Here is an 18,095-nt window from a genome sequence, read left to right on the forward strand (position 1 = left end):
TCACAGAACGAAAAAATTATATTTAGGTGGTCTGTGGAGACACAGACCACGGCAACTTTTATTATTGCTTGCGCTCGTTTCCAAACGAGCGCATAAATAGCATTACGATTTACATCGTTATAAATGATTGTTTTGTTCGGTGAGCCGCCGACCAAGAGAAAAATACTTCTTTATTTTCCTGCTTTCAGTGTTTCCGTGGCAAAAAAAGCTAAATGCTACCAATCCAATTTCAACAAAGCTACTCCTTGTCTGGCTAATTCCATTTCAAAAGCACCACCCGTGGTGTCAAATTTTCTGGGTTTACCAATCATTTTAAGCTGGCCTGATTTTTCTAATGCTGCAATTTGTTTCGCATCTGGATTTTGGGGTGAACCCATTTTTTTCCATTCTGAATAAGAATTGCTATTTTCGGTATCAATGCGATATTCTTTGACAGTTATCATTTTTACAGGCAATTTATTCAACAAGATGGAAACAACATCTTTTGAATCCGCTTTATCCTCATCATGGTAATTCCATAACATAACAGCAGCGGTTTTCTCGGCTTTAGTGGCTAAAACACCTATGTCTGTTTGTGGTTTTCTGATGCTCGAATCTAAAATAGAATTTAAATTGTACATGCGGTTACTTGTGGCCTCAACACGGTTCCCTTTCATCTGGCCAAACATCCTGAATACATTTAAAACAGGTTTATCAACGCCATTGGTGGCTAAATCCCTAAAACCTGCAAACCAAGGCTGGTTTTCAAATTCGAACGACCAGGTAACAGCGCCCAACAGGTTGATTTTATATTTATCTGTAAGTTCGTAAAGCCGGGCAAAAGAGGCTGCGGTATAGCTCGAATACATGGTGCCGTTTCGGTAGGCATTTTCAGGATTGGTACTCATGCCACAGGCTGCACAGCCTTCAGGATCGGATTCGCCGATAATTACAGGGATATTTTTAAGTTGAGGGTATTTACTGATGATCTTATAATTTCCATCAATATTGCGGAGCTGTGCCCTTACATTCATCACTACGGTTCCATTAACCACCCTTGGCGAGCCTTTAGCATGAAAAAGAACAGCATCTAAAGGCGAACCGATTTTGCCCGTTACATAATTGGTATCGTTTAAACAATGTTTGATAAAGGCATCCAGGTACTTCGTTCCACCGCCTGTTACGTTGGCACCACCAATTTTCGCGGTAGGTAGGGCACGTTTTAGTCCATCGGCAGCGTAATCGTAAAGTTTAAAGAATTCGGCCTGTGTACCTTTCCAATAAGCGCCATCAGGCTCGTTCCACACTTCCCAGTACCAGCTTTCTACCTCAGCCTTGCCATATCGTGCTACACAATGTTTTACCCATTCGTAAACCAAATTGCCCCACTTTTTGTAATCTTTTGGCGGATAGGCCCAGCCGGTTAAAATTTCATCATACCGGGCGCCAGGCTTCCATTTGTGTTGATAAGGTTGAGGTTTGGTTGAAAGTGCCTCAGGCATAAAGCCTATTTGAGCCAAAGGTTTCATGCCTCTTTTTACGTAAGTATCGAAAATCTGATCAACAATTTTCCAGTTGTAAACCGGATTACCTTTGGCATCTTCAGTATAGGCATTCGTCGATCCCCATTTTAAAGCAGGAGTGCCATCGCCAGAGGTTAGCAAGTTATGCGCACGTACGTATACCGGAACCGGACTTAATTTAGAAATCTCGGTCAATAACTTCTGTCCATCTTTCATGTAGGTGTAATTCGGCTCATCGTAGCCAAACCAGGCCCAAATGGGTTTCATTGGTGCTATATTCTTGTCGAAATTAACCTCGATGCTGGCTTTAGACTGCGCATTAACCGTATGGATGAAAGCGGTTAAGCTAAAGAGTAGGAGGTAAGCTTTTTTGAATGTTTTCATATCGTGTTTTTTATTTTGGTCAAGACTTCCGAAGTTTACCCTGGCATATGGCCTGGCAAAACTTCGGAAGTCTGCTTATGGCTGCTCGTAAATTTCGGCTTCAATAATACTTAAACCACCTTTTAGTTTGGTTTCTGCACGGTCAACACCATCATCAAGTTTTTTACCATTTACCTCTACGCCAATATATGAGTTTTCTTTTTCTTTTCCTGAACCCATTAACTGTATGGTAACTGTTTTTCCTTTTGCTGGCTTGCAGTTTGCAGTAAAATAACCCAGGCTAGGTTTGCTATTGCCTTCGAAAACTACTTTTCCATCAACCAGGATCCTTAATGGATAAATTTTGGTTCTAAAACCATTCAATTTTAGCGAGACTGCTGATACTGTACTTTCTTTTGCTAAAGTATATTTGATCCATGCGGTAGCGATCTTTCCATCGTTTACCCAATCGCTCAATTCATTATCATCGAAGCTTAAATTGGCTTTATCGCTATTGGCGCCAGCCTCGGTAGCAATAATTTTAATCGATTTACGGGAAATTGTGTATGATGGATCAAGCGGTGTTGCGCCTTTGCTTAAATTCGGTTTCAAACCATCGCTTGGTAGTTGGTTAGATAATCCCTGAGTAGTATTAACCGGTAAAGTTTCGAATGAAAGGCTTGCAGGCCGTAAGTCTTCTGCTTTTGCGGTTAAATTAATTTTTCCGGCAGTAGTTGTCGATCTGATGAGCACTCTGTTTACCCCATTTTCTACTGGCAGGTCTTTAGCCAAAATATAATTATCTGGCCCCTGGGCTAAGCCTCCACGCCATTCGGCTGGGCCATCTAAACTAAATTTGATCATATTTGAAGCCGTAGGGCAACGGTTTCCATCCTGATCTGTTACTTCAACCTGTACCAATACCACATCGGCACCATCAGCCTTAAAACCGCTTGGGTTTTTCATTGCAGTAAGTTTTAATCCTACTGGTTTGCCTGCCGTTTTTAATTGTGTTTCTGCCAGTTTTTTTCCTGCTGAAGAATAAGAAATAGCCTTTATTGTGCCTGACTGGTAAGTTATGTTTTTAAAAGTGAACAGAAAACCATTACTTTTTTCACCAAAACCAAGCGATTTATTGTTCAAGATCAGCTCTACCTTGTCGCCACTGGCCACCACATACACATTCTTCTTAACGCCAGCTTTGTAGTTCCAGTGCCCGATTAAGTGGATGCCAGTTTTTTTTGCATCAACCCAACCATCCCACATTACTTTGTGTGCAAAAAAGGCATCTTTAGGAATGCGCATCGCATCCACTTCGCCACTTCTGCGGTAGTTTTCTTCGCCGCGGTGGTGGGTATTCGAATCAGAAAATATAATGTTTACCCCACCAGAACTTACCCTGGTTCCTGTTCCGGGGCGTTCTTCGTAATATTCGTTCCAACGGATTACATCTTCAATGGCAAAAGAATCCTGGTTGCGGTTATAATCGCTGGCATCGGCATCTTTGTATTTCGGACCTGCGCCATTTACATGGAAGGGAGGGGAGAACTCATCCCAATACTTCCGTAGGGCTTCATCTCTCGAATATTCCATAGACCATACTGGTTTGGTTGCGCTTTTATTGATGTACAACATTTCGCCACCATATTCGGCTTCAGGGATATCAAGCATTTCTCTCGATCCGATTGCTCTGCCTCCATTTGGGTCGTAAAGATTTCTAATCTCTTTCATTTCCTGCATGTGCGCTGCACTGATCGATTCGTTTCCACATTCGTAAAAAACGATACTCGGGTTGTTGCGGTTGTAAATAATCGCATCTGTCATTACCGCTTTTCGCTGATCCCAACGGGTTCCGGTAACATCTTTTTCCGAATCTCCGGCAGGCATGGCTTGGATCAAACCTACACGGTCGCAAGATTCTATATCCTGTTTCCATGGCGTAATGTGCATCCAGCGTACCAAATTGGCATTACTTTCTACCATGAGTTGATTGCTGTAATCGCTTAGCCAGGGTGGTACTGATAAGCCGATTGCCGGCCACTCGTTACTGCTGCGTTGGGCATAACCCTTCATCATCAATACACGATCGTTCAAATAAACCATCCCGTTTTTAAATGCTGTTTTTCTAAATCCGGTTTTGGTGCTCAGCTCATCGATAGTCTTGCCTTCAGATTTTAATCTTGAAGTAACCGTGTATAAGTAGCCGTAGCCCCAGCTCCAAAAATTTAAGCCGGTTACCAATGCTTCGGCTTTTAAGGTCAACATATCACCAGCTTTAATATTGGTTTCTGCGGATTTAAAGGTTTTAACTATTTTTCCATCAAGGTCTTTAAGTTCTACCTCATAAACCAGTTTTTTATCTGTTTCACTTTCATTTTTGACCTGCGATTCAGAAACCACTAAAGCTGATTTACCTTTAATATTAAAAGCTTTAGCGTAACAGTAGTTACCAGTAGTTTTTAAAGTAGAATAAAGTGGAAGTGTTTGATATACATTACCGGTAACATGCAAGCGTACGTTTTTCGATATCCCCCCATAATTGGCATTAAAATTTTTATCGTTCCATTGGTAGCCAGAGTTGGTGGCTTTTTCTTTGTAGTTCCAGGCATTATCGATCCTAACCGCAATCACATTTTCTTTGTTCTGATTAATTAAGCTGCTAATGTCAAATCCAAAAGCCATCACGCCATTTTCATGCCGGCCAATAAATTTTCCGTTCAGGTAAAATTCACCCGCCTGCCTAATGCCCTCAAATTCAAGGAATATTTTATTGCTTTGGCTGGTTTCTGAAATGGTAAAATGCTTGCGGTACCAGGCAATACCAGTTGATAAATCTTCTATAGATTTTCTGAAGGCTTCATCTTCGTTCCAGGCATAAGGAAGGGTAATCGGTTTCCATGCCTTATCATCAAAATCGGTGCTTTCTGCACTAGGTAAATCACCTACAAAGAGTTTCCAGCCGGGATTAAAGTTGTAGGTTTTTCTTGGGGTAACTGGTTGTTGCGCTAAAGTGATAAAGGGCAGTAGCGCAACCATTAAGAAAAGGTAAATGTGCTTCATTATTTTTGGTTAGGACTTAATTTAATAGCTAAGGATTTATCACGGTTGCAGCTGATTTCACCATTGGCGTATTCTAATTCTGCCAGTTGAATCACACTTCTTCTGGTCGTGTAGTTATCGATTCCTTTATTTTCGGATGTTCGGCCAGGGTGGGTAAAGTAATAGATATAGGCTTTATCTCCATTCACTACCACATCGGCATGACCGCCCATTACACCATCATCGGTTCCTTTTCCGGGTGCCTGTAAAATGTTTTTGGGCTGGCGTTTCCAAGTGAGGAGATCGGTAGATGAATATATGCCTAGGCCGTTCCAGTTGTCTACTACCATCCAATAGGTGTTTTTCCAATAGAAGACTTTCGGACCTTCGCATCCTTTATCGCCAATTAATTTTTTGCCGCTATCTTCCCAATGGTATAGGTCTTTACTATCGGCATAATAGATGGATTTGCCAGCCATTTCATTGTTGTAATACATGCGCCATCCTTTGTTGTCAGGCAATTTAAATACACAGGCATCAATGCAACGATCGGAGGCAAGGTTCAGTTTGGATTCGAATTTCCAGTTGATGAGGTTTTTACTCGTAAGGTGAACAATGTACCTTGGGTGGCGCCAATCTTTAAAAACGCCAGGCACATAGGTTAAATACATGTGGTAAATTCCCTTATTTTCGATTACTTCTGGTGCCCAATGGGTATAATCGGTTAAGCGGTATTGAATATCGCAGGTATCACGATATTTCCATTTTACGCCATCTTCAGATTCGGCAATGCCGATACGCGTGCCATGTACCCAACTTACACCATCGAGGTTTTTAACATTTGCCCTGCGGTTGGTATAAAACATAAACCACTTCTTTTCTCCTTTATTCCAGATCACCACCGGATCGGCAGCTCCATCATAAACAGGATCGCTGTACAATGGCTTGGGAACTAGCATTGTTTTGTTGCTTTTTTGAGCAAAAGCACATATAGAAAACAGTATCAAAAAGGCAAGGAGGAGTTTTTTCATCTCAAATTGATCATTATTGGACCGTTTCTATACCATTGGGATAAAAACGCCATTAATAAAAAGGAAATATTTGGTTAAATAGTTTAAACGAGTTTAGCGTTTAAAATTGAGAGGGCCGTCCTGTTCTATCCTGTAGAAAATGGGCAGAATGCCTATAAATGTCTTTAAACGCTTTTCAAACGTTTGAAATAATGCTTTATCCGATATTGCGAGGTGGTAACAAAAGCAATACAATTTAACGGAGCCCAATATACGATGAAGGAAGTAATAGTATAGACCATATTATTTATTTTATTTGGTTTTTTGTACGTTATGATGTACATTTGATTGTACAAATTTGATAAATATGAAAGCAGTAACCATTTCTTCTCTGAGAACAAATATGAAAGGCTATTTCGATGAGGTAAGTGCTACAGAGGACGTTTTGATTGTTCCAAGAAATAATAATGAAGATGATGCTATTGTAGTGATTTCAATTAAAGAATATAATGCACTTACCGAAACTGCACATTTAATGTCGACAGAAGCAAATCGCAAAAGATTAGATAAATCTATAGAGAGTTTGAAAAACGGTAGAATGAGGCAATTTTCTGTAGAAGACGAAAGGTCAGTTGAGCTTTAAGCAATGAATATATTATTTACTGAAGAAGCCTGGGAGGATTTTGAATATTGGATGGATAATGATGACGAAGCAGAAAGAAAAATTAGGGCACTCCTGAAAGATATAACAAGAACACCATTTCATGGTTTAGGAAAACCTGAAGCTTTAAAGCATAATTTAAAAGGCTTTTGGTCACGGCGGATTACCGGGGAGCATCGTTTGGTTTATCAAATATCGGGTACCAAAGGCAAAGATCAACAATGTGCCATTATTCAATGCCGGTTTCACTACAATAAATAGTAATATCCAAACAAAAAAGAGCAATAAACCCGAAAGTAAATTGCTCTTTTTTAAAGGCTTAATTGGCTTACCAACCAGGGTTTTGCATGGCCTGTTTTTGTTCAGGTGTTAATGCTGCCCCCCCGTTCTTAATCACATCTAAGAAACTTTGAGGAATCGGGCGCAGGTAATGTTTGCTTTCTGATGGTTTTGCTTCATCGTTAAAGGCAGCTGTTCTTGCAACCAATGTTTTGGTGCGTGCCAAATCTTCCCAGCGTAATAACTCGCCCATTAGCTCTCTCGAGCGTTCGTTTAAAATAAAAGCTGTAAACTTATTTTCCTGTGAGGTAGCACCAATTTTATCATAAAACTCTTTATTGGAGTTAAATATATCAGCCTCACTATTTAAGTGCATACTGGTTAGCGTGGTGGCTGTTGTGGCAGTGATGTTATTTGATTCGAAGTAGCTGTTTTTATCAGAGTATGAAACAAATGGCGCTGTGTTTGCAGCAGCATTGTTTTTATACGACGCACCACCATCTACGTATGCTGATCTGTCTTCTCCTTCTTTATAAGCAGCACGATCTCTAACTTTATTTAGATATGGAATGGCCTGCGCAAACTGGCCCATTCGTCCGTAAGCTTCAGCCGCAATTAAATAGGTTTCTGCAAGTCGTGCTAAAATTCCATCACGTTGACCAAATTGTGAGGCTACAGCATTTCTTGAACCATCCATAAATTTAGATAAAGCAACAAACTGACTTACACCATAATTTCCATGCCCACCCAAATAACTTTGCGGTTGGCCAGCAAAATACCTTACATACATACTTGGTTTGCGGCGGCCGATATCGGTGGGAAGTGCAGGGTTTGCATTTGCAACGGCAGGTGTATACCTGGTATCGCCTGCATTATTAACGATATATAAAATAGATTCTTCGCCGCCGGCAAATTTTGCTTTACCCACAAGATCTGGTGTTGGCACTGTTCCTGCTGTCCAAAGTGGTGCTCCGGCAGGTCTATTACATAAATAACGTGTTTTAAAGCTTTTCCAAAACCTCGAGTCGTTTACACGGTCGAAAACATCCAAGGCATAATCTGTAGATCTTAAACGCTGGAATTCACGATCGCCAGGGATATCGCGTTGCATACCTGGTAAATTTTGGTAAATAGAGGGATAATACAAATGTACTTGATTCCCATAACGCCCCTGAGTAGCTGTATTGCCAGAAAACTGTGCGGCTAATATGATTTCTTTGTTGGTTTCGTTCGCGCCATCAATGGTGGTGAAATTCCATAAATCGCTAAAGTTGGTAGCCAGGGTATGCTGACCGCTGTTAATCACCAGGTCGGCATATTTTACTGCATTTTGTAAATCAGCAGTTTTGGTATCGCTATTCCATGCATTGTTTATTTCGCTTGCACGGAATAAATATGCCTTTGCCAAAAAGTGAGCAGCTGCCCATTTGGTAATCCGCCCGGTTTCTGTTACTGTAGCTGGCAAAAAGTTATAAGCCTGTGTAAAATCTTGAATCACTTGCTCATATACCTCTTTTGCACTATTCCTTGTAAATTCTTCCTGAATTAAATCCTGTGCTTCTAACCTCAACGGAACGCCACCATACTGTTTTACCAGTTTAAAATAATCGAAAGCACGCATAAAATAACCTTCGCCCAGGCGTGTGTTTTTACTTGCACCCTGATAATACAACGGCACGTTTTTGATAAGGATATTGGCCGAATTTATGTTTTCGTACATATTGTCCCATACACTGGCCACATCCGAATTAAGGGAATTTAAACTGGCGTCGTAAGAGTTCCACATTTGTTCGGTTCTATCTCCACCAACGGTAAATTCATCCACTCCATAGTTGGATGTAGTGTATGCCCAGGTATAATTAAAATGAAATTTTAAACTTTGGTACATGCCTATGGTTAAACCGTCGAGGCCATCAGTTGTGATAAAATCTGCAGTGGTACGGGCATTAACAACTTCTTCATCTAAGAAGCTTTTTTTGCAAGAAGTAGGGAAAATCATCAATCCTCCTAATATTGCAGCACCCGATAATATATTTATAATCTTTTTCATGATCAATTTCTTTAAATAGCGGTTAAGGATTACAGACTAACATTAACACCAAATACTACACCTCTGTTAAAAGTTGAGGTAACGGAATTATTGGATGAGATACCTGAATCAGGATCAACCCAACCAACATTAGAGTAGATTAAACCCGGATTAATGGCCTGCGCATATACCCTTAATTTAGATAATGATAATTTTTTAGCAATTTTTTCCGGGAAATAATAGCCCAATGAGATATTCCTGATTTTTACGAAAGATCCGTCCTGGTAGTTCATAGCACTTCTGTAAGGGTCGCCGGCTGCACTTCCATAATTTGGTGCAGGATAATCGTTTGTTGGATTGGTTGGTGTCCAATAATCAACCAAACGTTGGGCAAAACGGCCTTGAAGTGATTCTGCACCCGTGGCAATTAAGAAATTATATCTTGCAATAATAAAAATAGAAAGGTCGAAGTTTTTATAATTAAAGGTATTGGTAATCCCGCTTGTCCAGCTTGGCGTGTAACTTCCTCTTATCATTCTATCGTTATTGGCATCAATTTTATAATCGTTATTTAAGTCCCTAACCCGAATGCTGCCTGGTTTAAAAGCGCTTGCTGCTGGCAGGTTAGCATTAAATTTTGCCATTTCAGCTAAGTCTTCAGGCGTATTCTGCCAGATGCCATCTTTTACAAAATCGTAGGCTACTCTAACCCTTTGACCGATGAACAATAAACTACCAATCACATCGCCGTTGGCCAGTTTAACCACTTTATCTTTACTTGCCGAAAAGCTTAGGGTTGTAGACCAGCTAAAATCTTTGTTTTTTAAGTTTACAGTGTTCAGGGTAATGTCGATACCTTTATTATGGGTTTCTCCAATGTTGTCGAAAGATGAAGTATAACCATTTATCGAAGAGATATCTTTTTGCAATAACAGGTCGGTGGTATTAGATTTATATAAGTCTATGGAACCGCCAACTCTGCCTTTAACTAAGCTAAAATCAAGACCAAGGTTATATTGTAAGGTATGCTCCCATCCAAGCGCCTTGTTTGGTAAGGTAGGCGGACTGGCCAGTGATGCATCTGATGCTACATATCCGGTTTGTACCGAACCGCCATAAGTATAAGTTAAGGGCTGTAATTTACCTAAAGTTGTTCCATAAGAAATGGCTGAATTACCTACACTACCCACACCTAAGCGAAGTTTCAGTTGATCGATCCATTTGATATTTTTCATAAAATCTTCCTGATCTACACGCCACGCAATTGCAGTAGAAGGGAAAAAGTCCCATTTGTTGCCTTCAGCTAATTGCGATGCACCATCCCAACGGGCAGACGCTGTTAACAGGTATTTGCTATTAAAGCCGTAATTAACCCTGGCCATGTAAGATACTAGAGTGTTTCTACTCAAATCGGTACTAAAAGCATCCAGGCTCGGAATATTTGCACCGCCTAGGCCATACCAGAGTGGGTTACTTAAAGGGATTTTAGTTCCCGTCATTGATGAACTCTCTTCTTTAAAGAGCGATGAACTCTGCAATAAAGTAACGCCAAAGTTGTGTTTTTTTATTGTTTTATCGTAATAAACCAAGTGATCTAGCGTATAGGCAAATCTGTTGTTTTGGTTAAGCTGAGCATAATTGGTAGAACCTGATTCGCCCGCGCCACGATTGATTGATTTTGCATCCTGATATCTTCCGTTATAGTTATTATAAAAATCAGGACCGAAGTTAATACGGTACTTTAATCCTTTTAAAAGGCTTACTTCAGCATAGAAAGAGCCGATTGTTCTTAACACTTTACGTAAATTGATATTGTATTGATCTTCACCCACTGGATTTTGAATATTGATATCGGCACCAGGTAAATTAATCCTGTTACCATTTACATCAAAAGGTACAGCAACAGGAAGCATGCCAAGTGCTGCACCATATAAACTGCTCGGGCCTGTTGCATTACCTGTTGAAAATCCATAGTTCTGCAAGCCATAAGATGCGGTAATGTTAGCACCGAATTTAAACCACTTTACCGGATTCAATTCTACACTTACCTTAGAAGTATAACGATTATAATCCTGGCCAAGTTCTGTACCAATCTGGTTTAAGTAGCCAAAAGAGGCATATGCTTTTAATTTGTCTGTACCGCCACTGGCGCTTAATACATGGTCTTGAGTAATACCAGTCCGTGTAACCAAATCGGTCCAATTTGTTGTAGGTACTAAACTGCCATTGTAAACTCCATTTTGCCAGCCTTGCGCAATGTTCGCTGTTACATAGCTATCGTTAGGAAATATCCGGTTATCATCTGCTTGTGTTGGTGTAATGGGATAGGTGCTGCTTGCCTGCGCTGCAGGATTTAAATAACCTACGCGACGGTAAGCATCGCGACGGAATTCGATGTATTCGGCAGCATTCATCATCTCTGTTCTATCCTGGATGGTTTCGATGGTGGCCGTACCCACATAATCTAAAGTTAATCTGCCTGCTTTACCTTTTTTAGTGGTAACCAGAACAACTCCATTTGCTCCTTTTGATCCATATATTGCTGTTGCCGATGCATCTTTTAAAATGTCGATGGTTTCGATATCGTTAGGATTGATGGCTTCGATTCCACCTGCGGCAAATGGAATACCGTCTACCACGTAAAGCGGTGAATTACTGGCGTTTATAGATCGTACACCTCTGATTAAAATGGAGCCGATCTGACCGGGGCGCTCGTTTGAAGTTACATCAACCCCGGCTGCCTTACCCTGTATGGCTTGTAATGCATTTTGTACCGGCCTCGATCTGATCTGTTCTGCACCCACGCTTACAACCGCTCCGGTTAAATCACTTTTCTTTACAGTGTTATAACCAACAACTACAACCTCATCTAAATCATTTGTGGAACTTTTTAATTGGATATTTATAGTCGTTTTTCCATCTACAGGTACTTCTTGTGTGGTATATCCAATGTACGAAACCACCAAAACCGGGCTGCTTACGGTTGATGGAATAGTAATGGAGAAAATACCGTTGACATCAGTAGAAGCTACAATAGTTGTACCTTTCACTTTTATACTAACGCCAACCAAGGTTTCGCCTTTTTCGTCAACAATTTTTCCTTTAAGGTTAACATCTCGTTTGCTCGTTGAAATGTTTGTACCCAAGGTTCCAGGTGTCGTTTTACGGTTGGCCGCATCTGCAGTATTCGCCACGCAAAGTAAGCACAATGCCGACATACCTGTAAGCAGGATTTTTTTGTACGAAGAGCCTTTTCGTCGCTTTAGATTTTCTGGATAAAAATTAAGATCCATAGTTTTATTGGTTATGTAAATATTTGGTTATTTAGCCAAATAGCATATTAGATGGAGTGTGCTATCTGTTTTGAGGGCATATGATTAAGCAATTAATCCATTCTTTTCTGGATGTATTACCTGTTTTAGGATGAAAAATGAGTTAGTTTTTAATGTTTGACTACAATAGTCTTTTTTTTGCCTTAAGGCTTTAAAATGGTAGTATAGGGGCGATTAGGTGCAAACGATTGCATTGTTTGACGTATAATTTTTCTTGCTCATATAGGTATCGATTAAAAGAATTGATGGTATTTGGTTATACGAGATTAGAACTTTTATTTCGTTAGTCCATCCTGTTCCATCCTGTAAGGTATAGCCAGATGTAAAGAATTTTCTTCTTTGGCTAATAGGTTTTAGTATATTGTTCAATAGGTTATTTGGCTGCAACGTGGAATTAACTCATACTGCCTTTGACTTCGGCTAATTTCTATTCGACAGACCATCACCTATTCGATATTTATAACTTCTTAATGGTTTATGATAAAAAAAATGGTCCATGTAAACGCAGACCATTTTTATATTGTTTCAACCACAGTAAACCTAAAATTGTTCCTGCCTTTTAAAGTTAAAAGCTGTTGTTCCAATTAGGATTACGGTTAGGATCGACATAGATAGCAAATTAACCCAAACTGAAGGCGTTTGCTGCGGACTATATTTTTCCAATTTATAGTCTTTAACATCTGTACTGTCCGCTGCTTTATTAAGAAAGATGCTTGGATAAAAATGCAAGCGGATCTGCTCATGATATTTTCTAACCGCCTGCTGGAAATCGAGGTGGGTATTAAGATCCGATCCAGCCATATTGTTTATCCCCAACTGGGCTTGTATGGTAGGGAAGAAAAATGCAAGCGTATTTGTAAATCGCTGTCTGGCGGCCAGTTTATTCTCAATTGCGCGCCTACTCGGCATTGCCTGATCATCGCCCATCTGTTGCATGGCATAATACCAGAACCAGCTAAAAGTTTTCTCTTGTGGGAAGGGATATTGCTTCAGTTCCGGATAATGTTCAAAAAATGGTTTCATTGTAACTTCTTTGGCCATATCCCATTTTTCGTGATAACCCTCGCGTTGGTTAATTACATTTTGCAGTGCTTCTGGCATGGGATATTTTCGGGTAAGAAAAAGGTTAAGTGATGCTGGAATTACAATACAGATAAGTACCCAAATGGCAACTAATGCCGAAGCATTAAAGTTCGATGATTTTGCTAAAGAAATGATAAAAAATGAAACTGCAAACCAGAAAGCCAGATAAAATATGATGAGTGTAGTTATTGAAAAGAAAATGAAATCTGCGGGCAAATGCAGATAAAGAACAGCTACAAATAATAGTAATAAAGCAACACAAAAAATTACGGCTACCCTAACTAAAAATTTTTGCCAGATCACCTGAAAAGACTGGTTGGTCTGCGCGCTTAAAAGCGACCAAACCCCACTTTCTTTTTGCTCCGAAAGCAAGTTATAGCTAAAGGCAATAATCACCAGGGGAAATAAAAAGATAAACACAAAACTCAGGTCCATGTTGCCCAAAAGCAGGCTTACCGGGTTATTAATATCTGTATCGTAAATCTGACCTTCTAAACCCAGCATGGTTACCGAGATTAAATAAGGGTTAATATCCCGCTGCCCATTAGCAAAGGCGGCCCAGGCATTGGGTGCATTAGCCAATGAAAATTTATTGTGGTAAAATAATAAGCCAATATCTTTACCAAAATGATCGATATTGCTGAGGGTGTTTTTCTTTTGTAACATTGCTGCTTTTTCAATTACGGCCTGTTGGTTGGCAATAAAGGTTTTGCCGAAATACAAACCGGCAAAGCCTGTAATCAGCAGCACAATGATGCCTATACATGAGGAGCTGTTTCTAAAAAACAGTTTAAATTCGAGGTTATATATACTTTTTTTCATCCTTAATAGCTATATCGTTTTAATCCACCTGGCAATGTATTGTAGCAGTAGGATCGTTGCCAATAACCAACAGGTTATAGCACTCAGTGCCAATAACTCATTTGTTATTACTGAACTTAATTTGCCAAAGTGGTAATTGAAATCAGATTGTTCAGCCCAGTTTGCCTTACTAATGGCCAAAGGTTTTTCTTCTTCTCCTGGGGCAATGTTACTGATCTTATCAATTTGTAGTTTATTCATCTTTTGAGCCAGCTGATAGCGGTAGGCTTCTGCCTGGTTCTGAAAATCAACAAAGGTGTCAAAATCAGAGGCTGTTATGGCCATCGAAATATGCTTGAGGGATAAGTAAGGGTTCATGAAACCTGCTACCTTTGTAATGCTGTTCTGCTTTTCAAAAATTTTATTCAGTTCCTTTTGGTGGTTGCTGTAAATTTTTGAGGTTATTTTTTCGCCCTCTGCCATAATATAACCACCATAGTTAAAAGGCAGTTTTTTTACATCGGTAACACCGTAAGTTTTGAGTAGTGAGTCTTTAATCGCAGCATAATGTGGGTCACCTGGATTATGGCTATCGCCCTGTTTATGGATGTCGGTAGCAATGGCATAGGCAAACTCTATTTTAGATGGGGAGGGGTAAATTTTTACGCCGATTGCCTGGGTAATCCTCGGCATAATGACCATAAAAAATATCCAGCAGGCCAATAAAGTAGTTAGGGCTGATTTAGAACTGCGTGCAAAAGCCGAAACCAAAACCGTAACAGCAGATACAATGAAGAAATAGATGGCATAGCTAAATACCAATACCATTAAGCGCAAACTGGCATCACCACTAATCTGCCAATGACTTAGTGAGGCCCATAACAAAATGGTAAGCAGCATAAGGGGGATAAATATCGACAAACAAACACCAATTATGCCCAATGTTTTGCCCCAGAGGAGCTGTTTCCAGCTTACATTTTGGCATAGCAGGATCTTTAATGTCCCCGATTCGCGCTCAGCTGAAATGCTGTTGTAACCTAAGAAGAAAATGAGAAGTGGCACCAGGAGTTGCAGTACCATGGCCACACTGATTTCGCCGAAGCGCAACATTCCGTTAGAAAAACCTGCTTCACTAAAATTTACTGTGTTTTGTTTATGCGCTTCTAAAAAGATCGATACACCTGCAAAACTTTCTATCCCAAAATCGAAAAAACTCAGTTCATGTTTCTCGCGAAAGGCAAGGTAACCATAGTGTGCCATCCGGTGTGGGTGTTTATCTGGTTTTGCCAGCCATTGTGCCCTAACCAATTCTTTATAATGCAGGCGCTGATTGTTTTGTGTTTTAAAATTCTGCCAGCCTACATAGGTAGCCAAACCAAGTGATAAACCTAATAAAAGGGTTAAGGCTAAGGTAGCCCTATTGTTAAGGGCGGTTTTAAAAGTTTGTTTGGCTATAGTGCTTATTCTATTTGGCATTATATTCTATAGGTTACGTTAAACATTACATTTCTTGGTGTACCGGGGAAAAGGCGTAGATAGTTTTGTGCGCCAACCCAATAGGTTTTATTTAAAATGTTATTCATATTTACAGCCAGTTGCACTTTAGAACCAGCAGACGAATAATAGAGCGCGGCATCTAACAGGGTATAAGCAGGCAGTACAAAATCTCTGATGTACAAGGGAAGTTTCGTACCACTGTACTGTAAACCTGCTCCAAAACCTATTCCCTTTAGCTTAAGGGTTTCAAAGTTGTAGCGTGTCCATAAGCTGGCACTGTGTTTTGGCGTGTTCTGCACCCTTTGACCAATTAAATCAGGATTAAAATCATCCTTAATAATGGCATCGACATAACTATAACCCGCATTAAACTGCCAGTTAGACCTGATAAAACCAGAGGCTTCGAATTCGACACCGCGGCTGCGTTGGGCACCGCGTTCTATCAGGCGGTTTACATTCAATGGATCATTTGCATTCATCAATAGGTTTTTCTGGTTGATTTCGAATACCGAAATGTTAACCATTAAACTTTTATTCAACCATTCGGATTTTGCACCAATCTCTTTTAAATCACTTTCTAAAGGTTTAAAATTGGTGCCTGCAGGTGGTGGAACAATAACCAGGGTTGAGGTATTACCTTGGGGCTGGTACCCTTGTAAATAGGTTGCGTAAAGGTTAATGTTTGCGTTTATGGCATAGGTAATTCCGGCCCTTGGCAAAAGCTTATGCTGATAAATTTTCTTTTCGGTAGCCAATTTGTAATTGCTGTAATCCTCGTACCACTCTTGTCGTAAACCCAATGTTAAGGTAAGCTGATCGTATTTTATCTGATCCTGTAGATACACTGCATTAACCAAATTATATGCAGCTGGAATTTCTGTTTTGGTAAAAACGTAATCGCTTAAATTTTTAATGGTATAGCTTGGGTTTGCTAGATTAAAGTGCTCTACATTGGGCACTGGTGCATTTATACCATTTACAACCTTAAATAAATAGAGGTCTTTCTTTGTGGGATCGTACCTAGCTGCAATGGTTCCATCTTTTAAACGGTAGCCCTGAGCCGAGTTTTCGCCACCGCCCCGCAGTTTCTGGGTGTTTATTCTATCGTACCCGATTACCAGCTTGTGGATTAAGCTAAAAGTATTGGTGTTTATACTGAAATAGGTGCTTAGATTGTCGGTTCGCCATTTTTGCTGACGCTGAACGGCACGCATGGCTGCTAACGTAGGGATAGGTTGATTGTTTTCATCAACGCCAAAAGCGTTGGTAGTTCTATGTTCTAAAAGATCCTCGCTCCAGTTTTGCTTCATATAGGCCACATTAAATACAATATCCTGTGTGAGGCTATGCGAAAAATTGGTCATCAACATTAAATCCTGGCTGTTAAAACGGTCGTTACTGGCACCCATATTGAAACTGATCGGTGTACTTTTTAGCTCTGTTTTACCAGCAATTGCACCAAAAATAGCCTGTCCACGGTCTAACCTCGAATTGCTGTTGTTCATTACCACTTCTACATTTAAGCTGGTTCGATCGTTCGGGATGTACGAAAAAGAAGGGGCAATCAGGTAACCCTTTCTGTATTGCAGGTCTCTGAAGCTTTTACTGTCTTCATAACCTACATTAAGCCGGTAAAGCAGCGTTTTATCTGTATTTAGAGGGCCTGTAAAATCTAAAGCGCCTCTAATGGTACTGAAACTTCCGGCCGAGAGACTAATCTCTTTGCGATCTTCAGTCAGTGGTTTTTTGGTTACCAGATTAATGCTTCCCCCTGGGTCTACACTCGAAAATGTAGCGCTCGCCGGACCTTTTATTACCTCTATCCGTTCCAGGTTATTGGTCAAAGGCTGGTTAAAATAATATTGGCGGGTACGCATGCCATTAATTATAGCACCCTCTTCGTTCTGGTTGATTCCCCTGATCGAAAATTGGTTGTAATAGCTGCTTTGTGATACGCTGGTTACATTTTTAACCGCATCGGCCAGTACAGCCGCCTGCCTGTCGGCAATTAATTCTTTCGAAACCGAAGAAATAGCCTGTGGGATGTCCTTGTTCAAAGTAGCTGTTTTAGTGGCCGAAAAAGAGTAGTTGCCATAGTATTTTTTGCCATTGGTACCAACCACTTCAACGGTCTGCAATTCTTCGTTGGTGCTTTGCAGCACAATTACATCCAGTTTTAGATCACCAATGCCATTAACGAAGTAAATGCGATTAAAAGTGCTGTAGCCTATGGCACTAATGGTGATGGTATAATTGGCCATTTTAGGTAAAACAACTGAGAAATTACCGAGCGAATCGCTACTTGTATTCAGTTGATCTTTCCCATTCTTAAATTTAATGGTAGCTTTTTGGATAGCTTGGTTTTGGGTATCGATCACTTTTCCACTCACCTTAATCTGAGCAAAAGCGATCAGGCTAAATGTGCTGAAGAGCAATAGCAAACAGAGCGCACGGAAAATAGAAAAGCCTTTATATGTTAAGTACATGAAATAGATTTGT

The 18,095-nt window shown here is 40.2% G+C and carries 10 protein-coding genes; 2 read left to right on the forward strand and 8 right to left on the reverse strand.

Annotated features, from left to right (window positions below):
* Positions 1-215: 215 nt before the first annotated feature.
* The 3 genes from AC1DNH_RS18210 to AC1DNH_RS18220 all read right to left on the reverse strand — a co-directional run bounded on the left by AC1DNH_RS18210 (position 216) and on the right by AC1DNH_RS18220 (position 5,863).
* A complete protein-coding gene (locus AC1DNH_RS18210; protein WP_477584287.1) occupies positions 216-1,886 on the reverse strand; it encodes a GH39 family glycosyl hydrolase in 1,671 nt (556 codons plus the stop codon).
* Positions 1,887-1,961: 75 nt separating this feature from the next.
* The gene (locus AC1DNH_RS18215; RefSeq protein ID WP_477625558.1) at positions 1,962-4,925 is read right to left on the reverse strand and encodes a glycoside hydrolase family 2 protein; all 2,964 of its coding nucleotides are present in this window, start codon (positions 4,923-4,925) and stop codon (positions 1,962-1,964) included.
* Positions 4,925-5,863 (reverse strand): family 43 glycosylhydrolase, encoded by a 939-nt coding sequence (locus tag AC1DNH_RS18220; protein ID WP_477585984.1) that lies wholly within the window; start codon positions 5,861-5,863, stop codon positions 4,925-4,927. The genes AC1DNH_RS18215 and AC1DNH_RS18220 overlap by 1 nt, the downstream gene beginning before the upstream one ends.
* A gap of 418 nt (positions 5,864-6,281) precedes the next feature.
* Between AC1DNH_RS18220 and AC1DNH_RS18225 the strand changes: the two genes are divergently transcribed.
* Both AC1DNH_RS18225 and AC1DNH_RS18230 read left to right on the forward strand, forming a co-directional pair.
* Positions 6,282-6,557 carry a type II toxin-antitoxin system Phd/YefM family antitoxin gene (locus tag AC1DNH_RS18225; RefSeq protein WP_477611015.1) on the forward strand — a complete coding sequence of 92 codons (276 nt, stop codon included), beginning with the start codon at positions 6,282-6,284 and terminating at the stop codon, positions 6,555-6,557.
* Between the two features lie 3 nt (positions 6,558-6,560).
* A complete protein-coding gene (locus tag AC1DNH_RS18230; RefSeq protein ID WP_477585988.1) occupies positions 6,561-6,836 on the forward strand; it encodes a Txe/YoeB family addiction module toxin in 276 nt (91 codons plus the stop codon).
* Positions 6,837-6,903: 67 nt separating this feature from the next.
* Here the strand turns inward: AC1DNH_RS18230 and AC1DNH_RS18235 are convergent, their stop codons facing one another.
* The 5 genes from AC1DNH_RS18235 to AC1DNH_RS18255 form a co-directional block, all read right to left on the reverse strand.
* Positions 6,904-8,904: a RagB/SusD family nutrient uptake outer membrane protein gene (locus AC1DNH_RS18235; RefSeq protein ID WP_477625559.1), complete on the reverse strand. Its 2,001-nt coding sequence runs from the start codon at positions 8,902-8,904 to the stop codon at positions 6,904-6,906.
* Positions 8,905-8,933: 29 nt separating this feature from the next.
* Positions 8,934-12,176, reverse strand: a complete 3,243-nt coding sequence (locus AC1DNH_RS18240; protein ID WP_477580681.1) for a SusC/RagA family TonB-linked outer membrane protein — start codon at positions 12,174-12,176, stop codon at positions 8,934-8,936.
* A gap of 579 nt (positions 12,177-12,755) precedes the next feature.
* Positions 12,756-14,120, reverse strand: a complete 1,365-nt coding sequence (locus AC1DNH_RS18245; protein WP_477580679.1) for a DUF3526 domain-containing protein — start codon at positions 14,118-14,120, stop codon at positions 12,756-12,758.
* Between the two features lie 9 nt (positions 14,121-14,129).
* The gene (locus AC1DNH_RS18250) at positions 14,130-15,575 is read right to left on the reverse strand and encodes an ABC transporter permease (RefSeq protein ID WP_477580677.1); all 1,446 of its coding nucleotides are present in this window, start codon (positions 15,573-15,575) and stop codon (positions 14,130-14,132) included.
* Positions 15,575-18,082, reverse strand: a complete 2,508-nt coding sequence (locus tag AC1DNH_RS18255; RefSeq protein ID WP_477610417.1) for a TonB-dependent siderophore receptor — start codon at positions 18,080-18,082, stop codon at positions 15,575-15,577. The genes AC1DNH_RS18250 and AC1DNH_RS18255 overlap by 1 nt, the downstream gene beginning before the upstream one ends.
* Positions 18,083-18,095 lie beyond the last annotated feature (13 nt).

This window comes from Pedobacter sp. 01N310 (assembly GCF_056399805.1).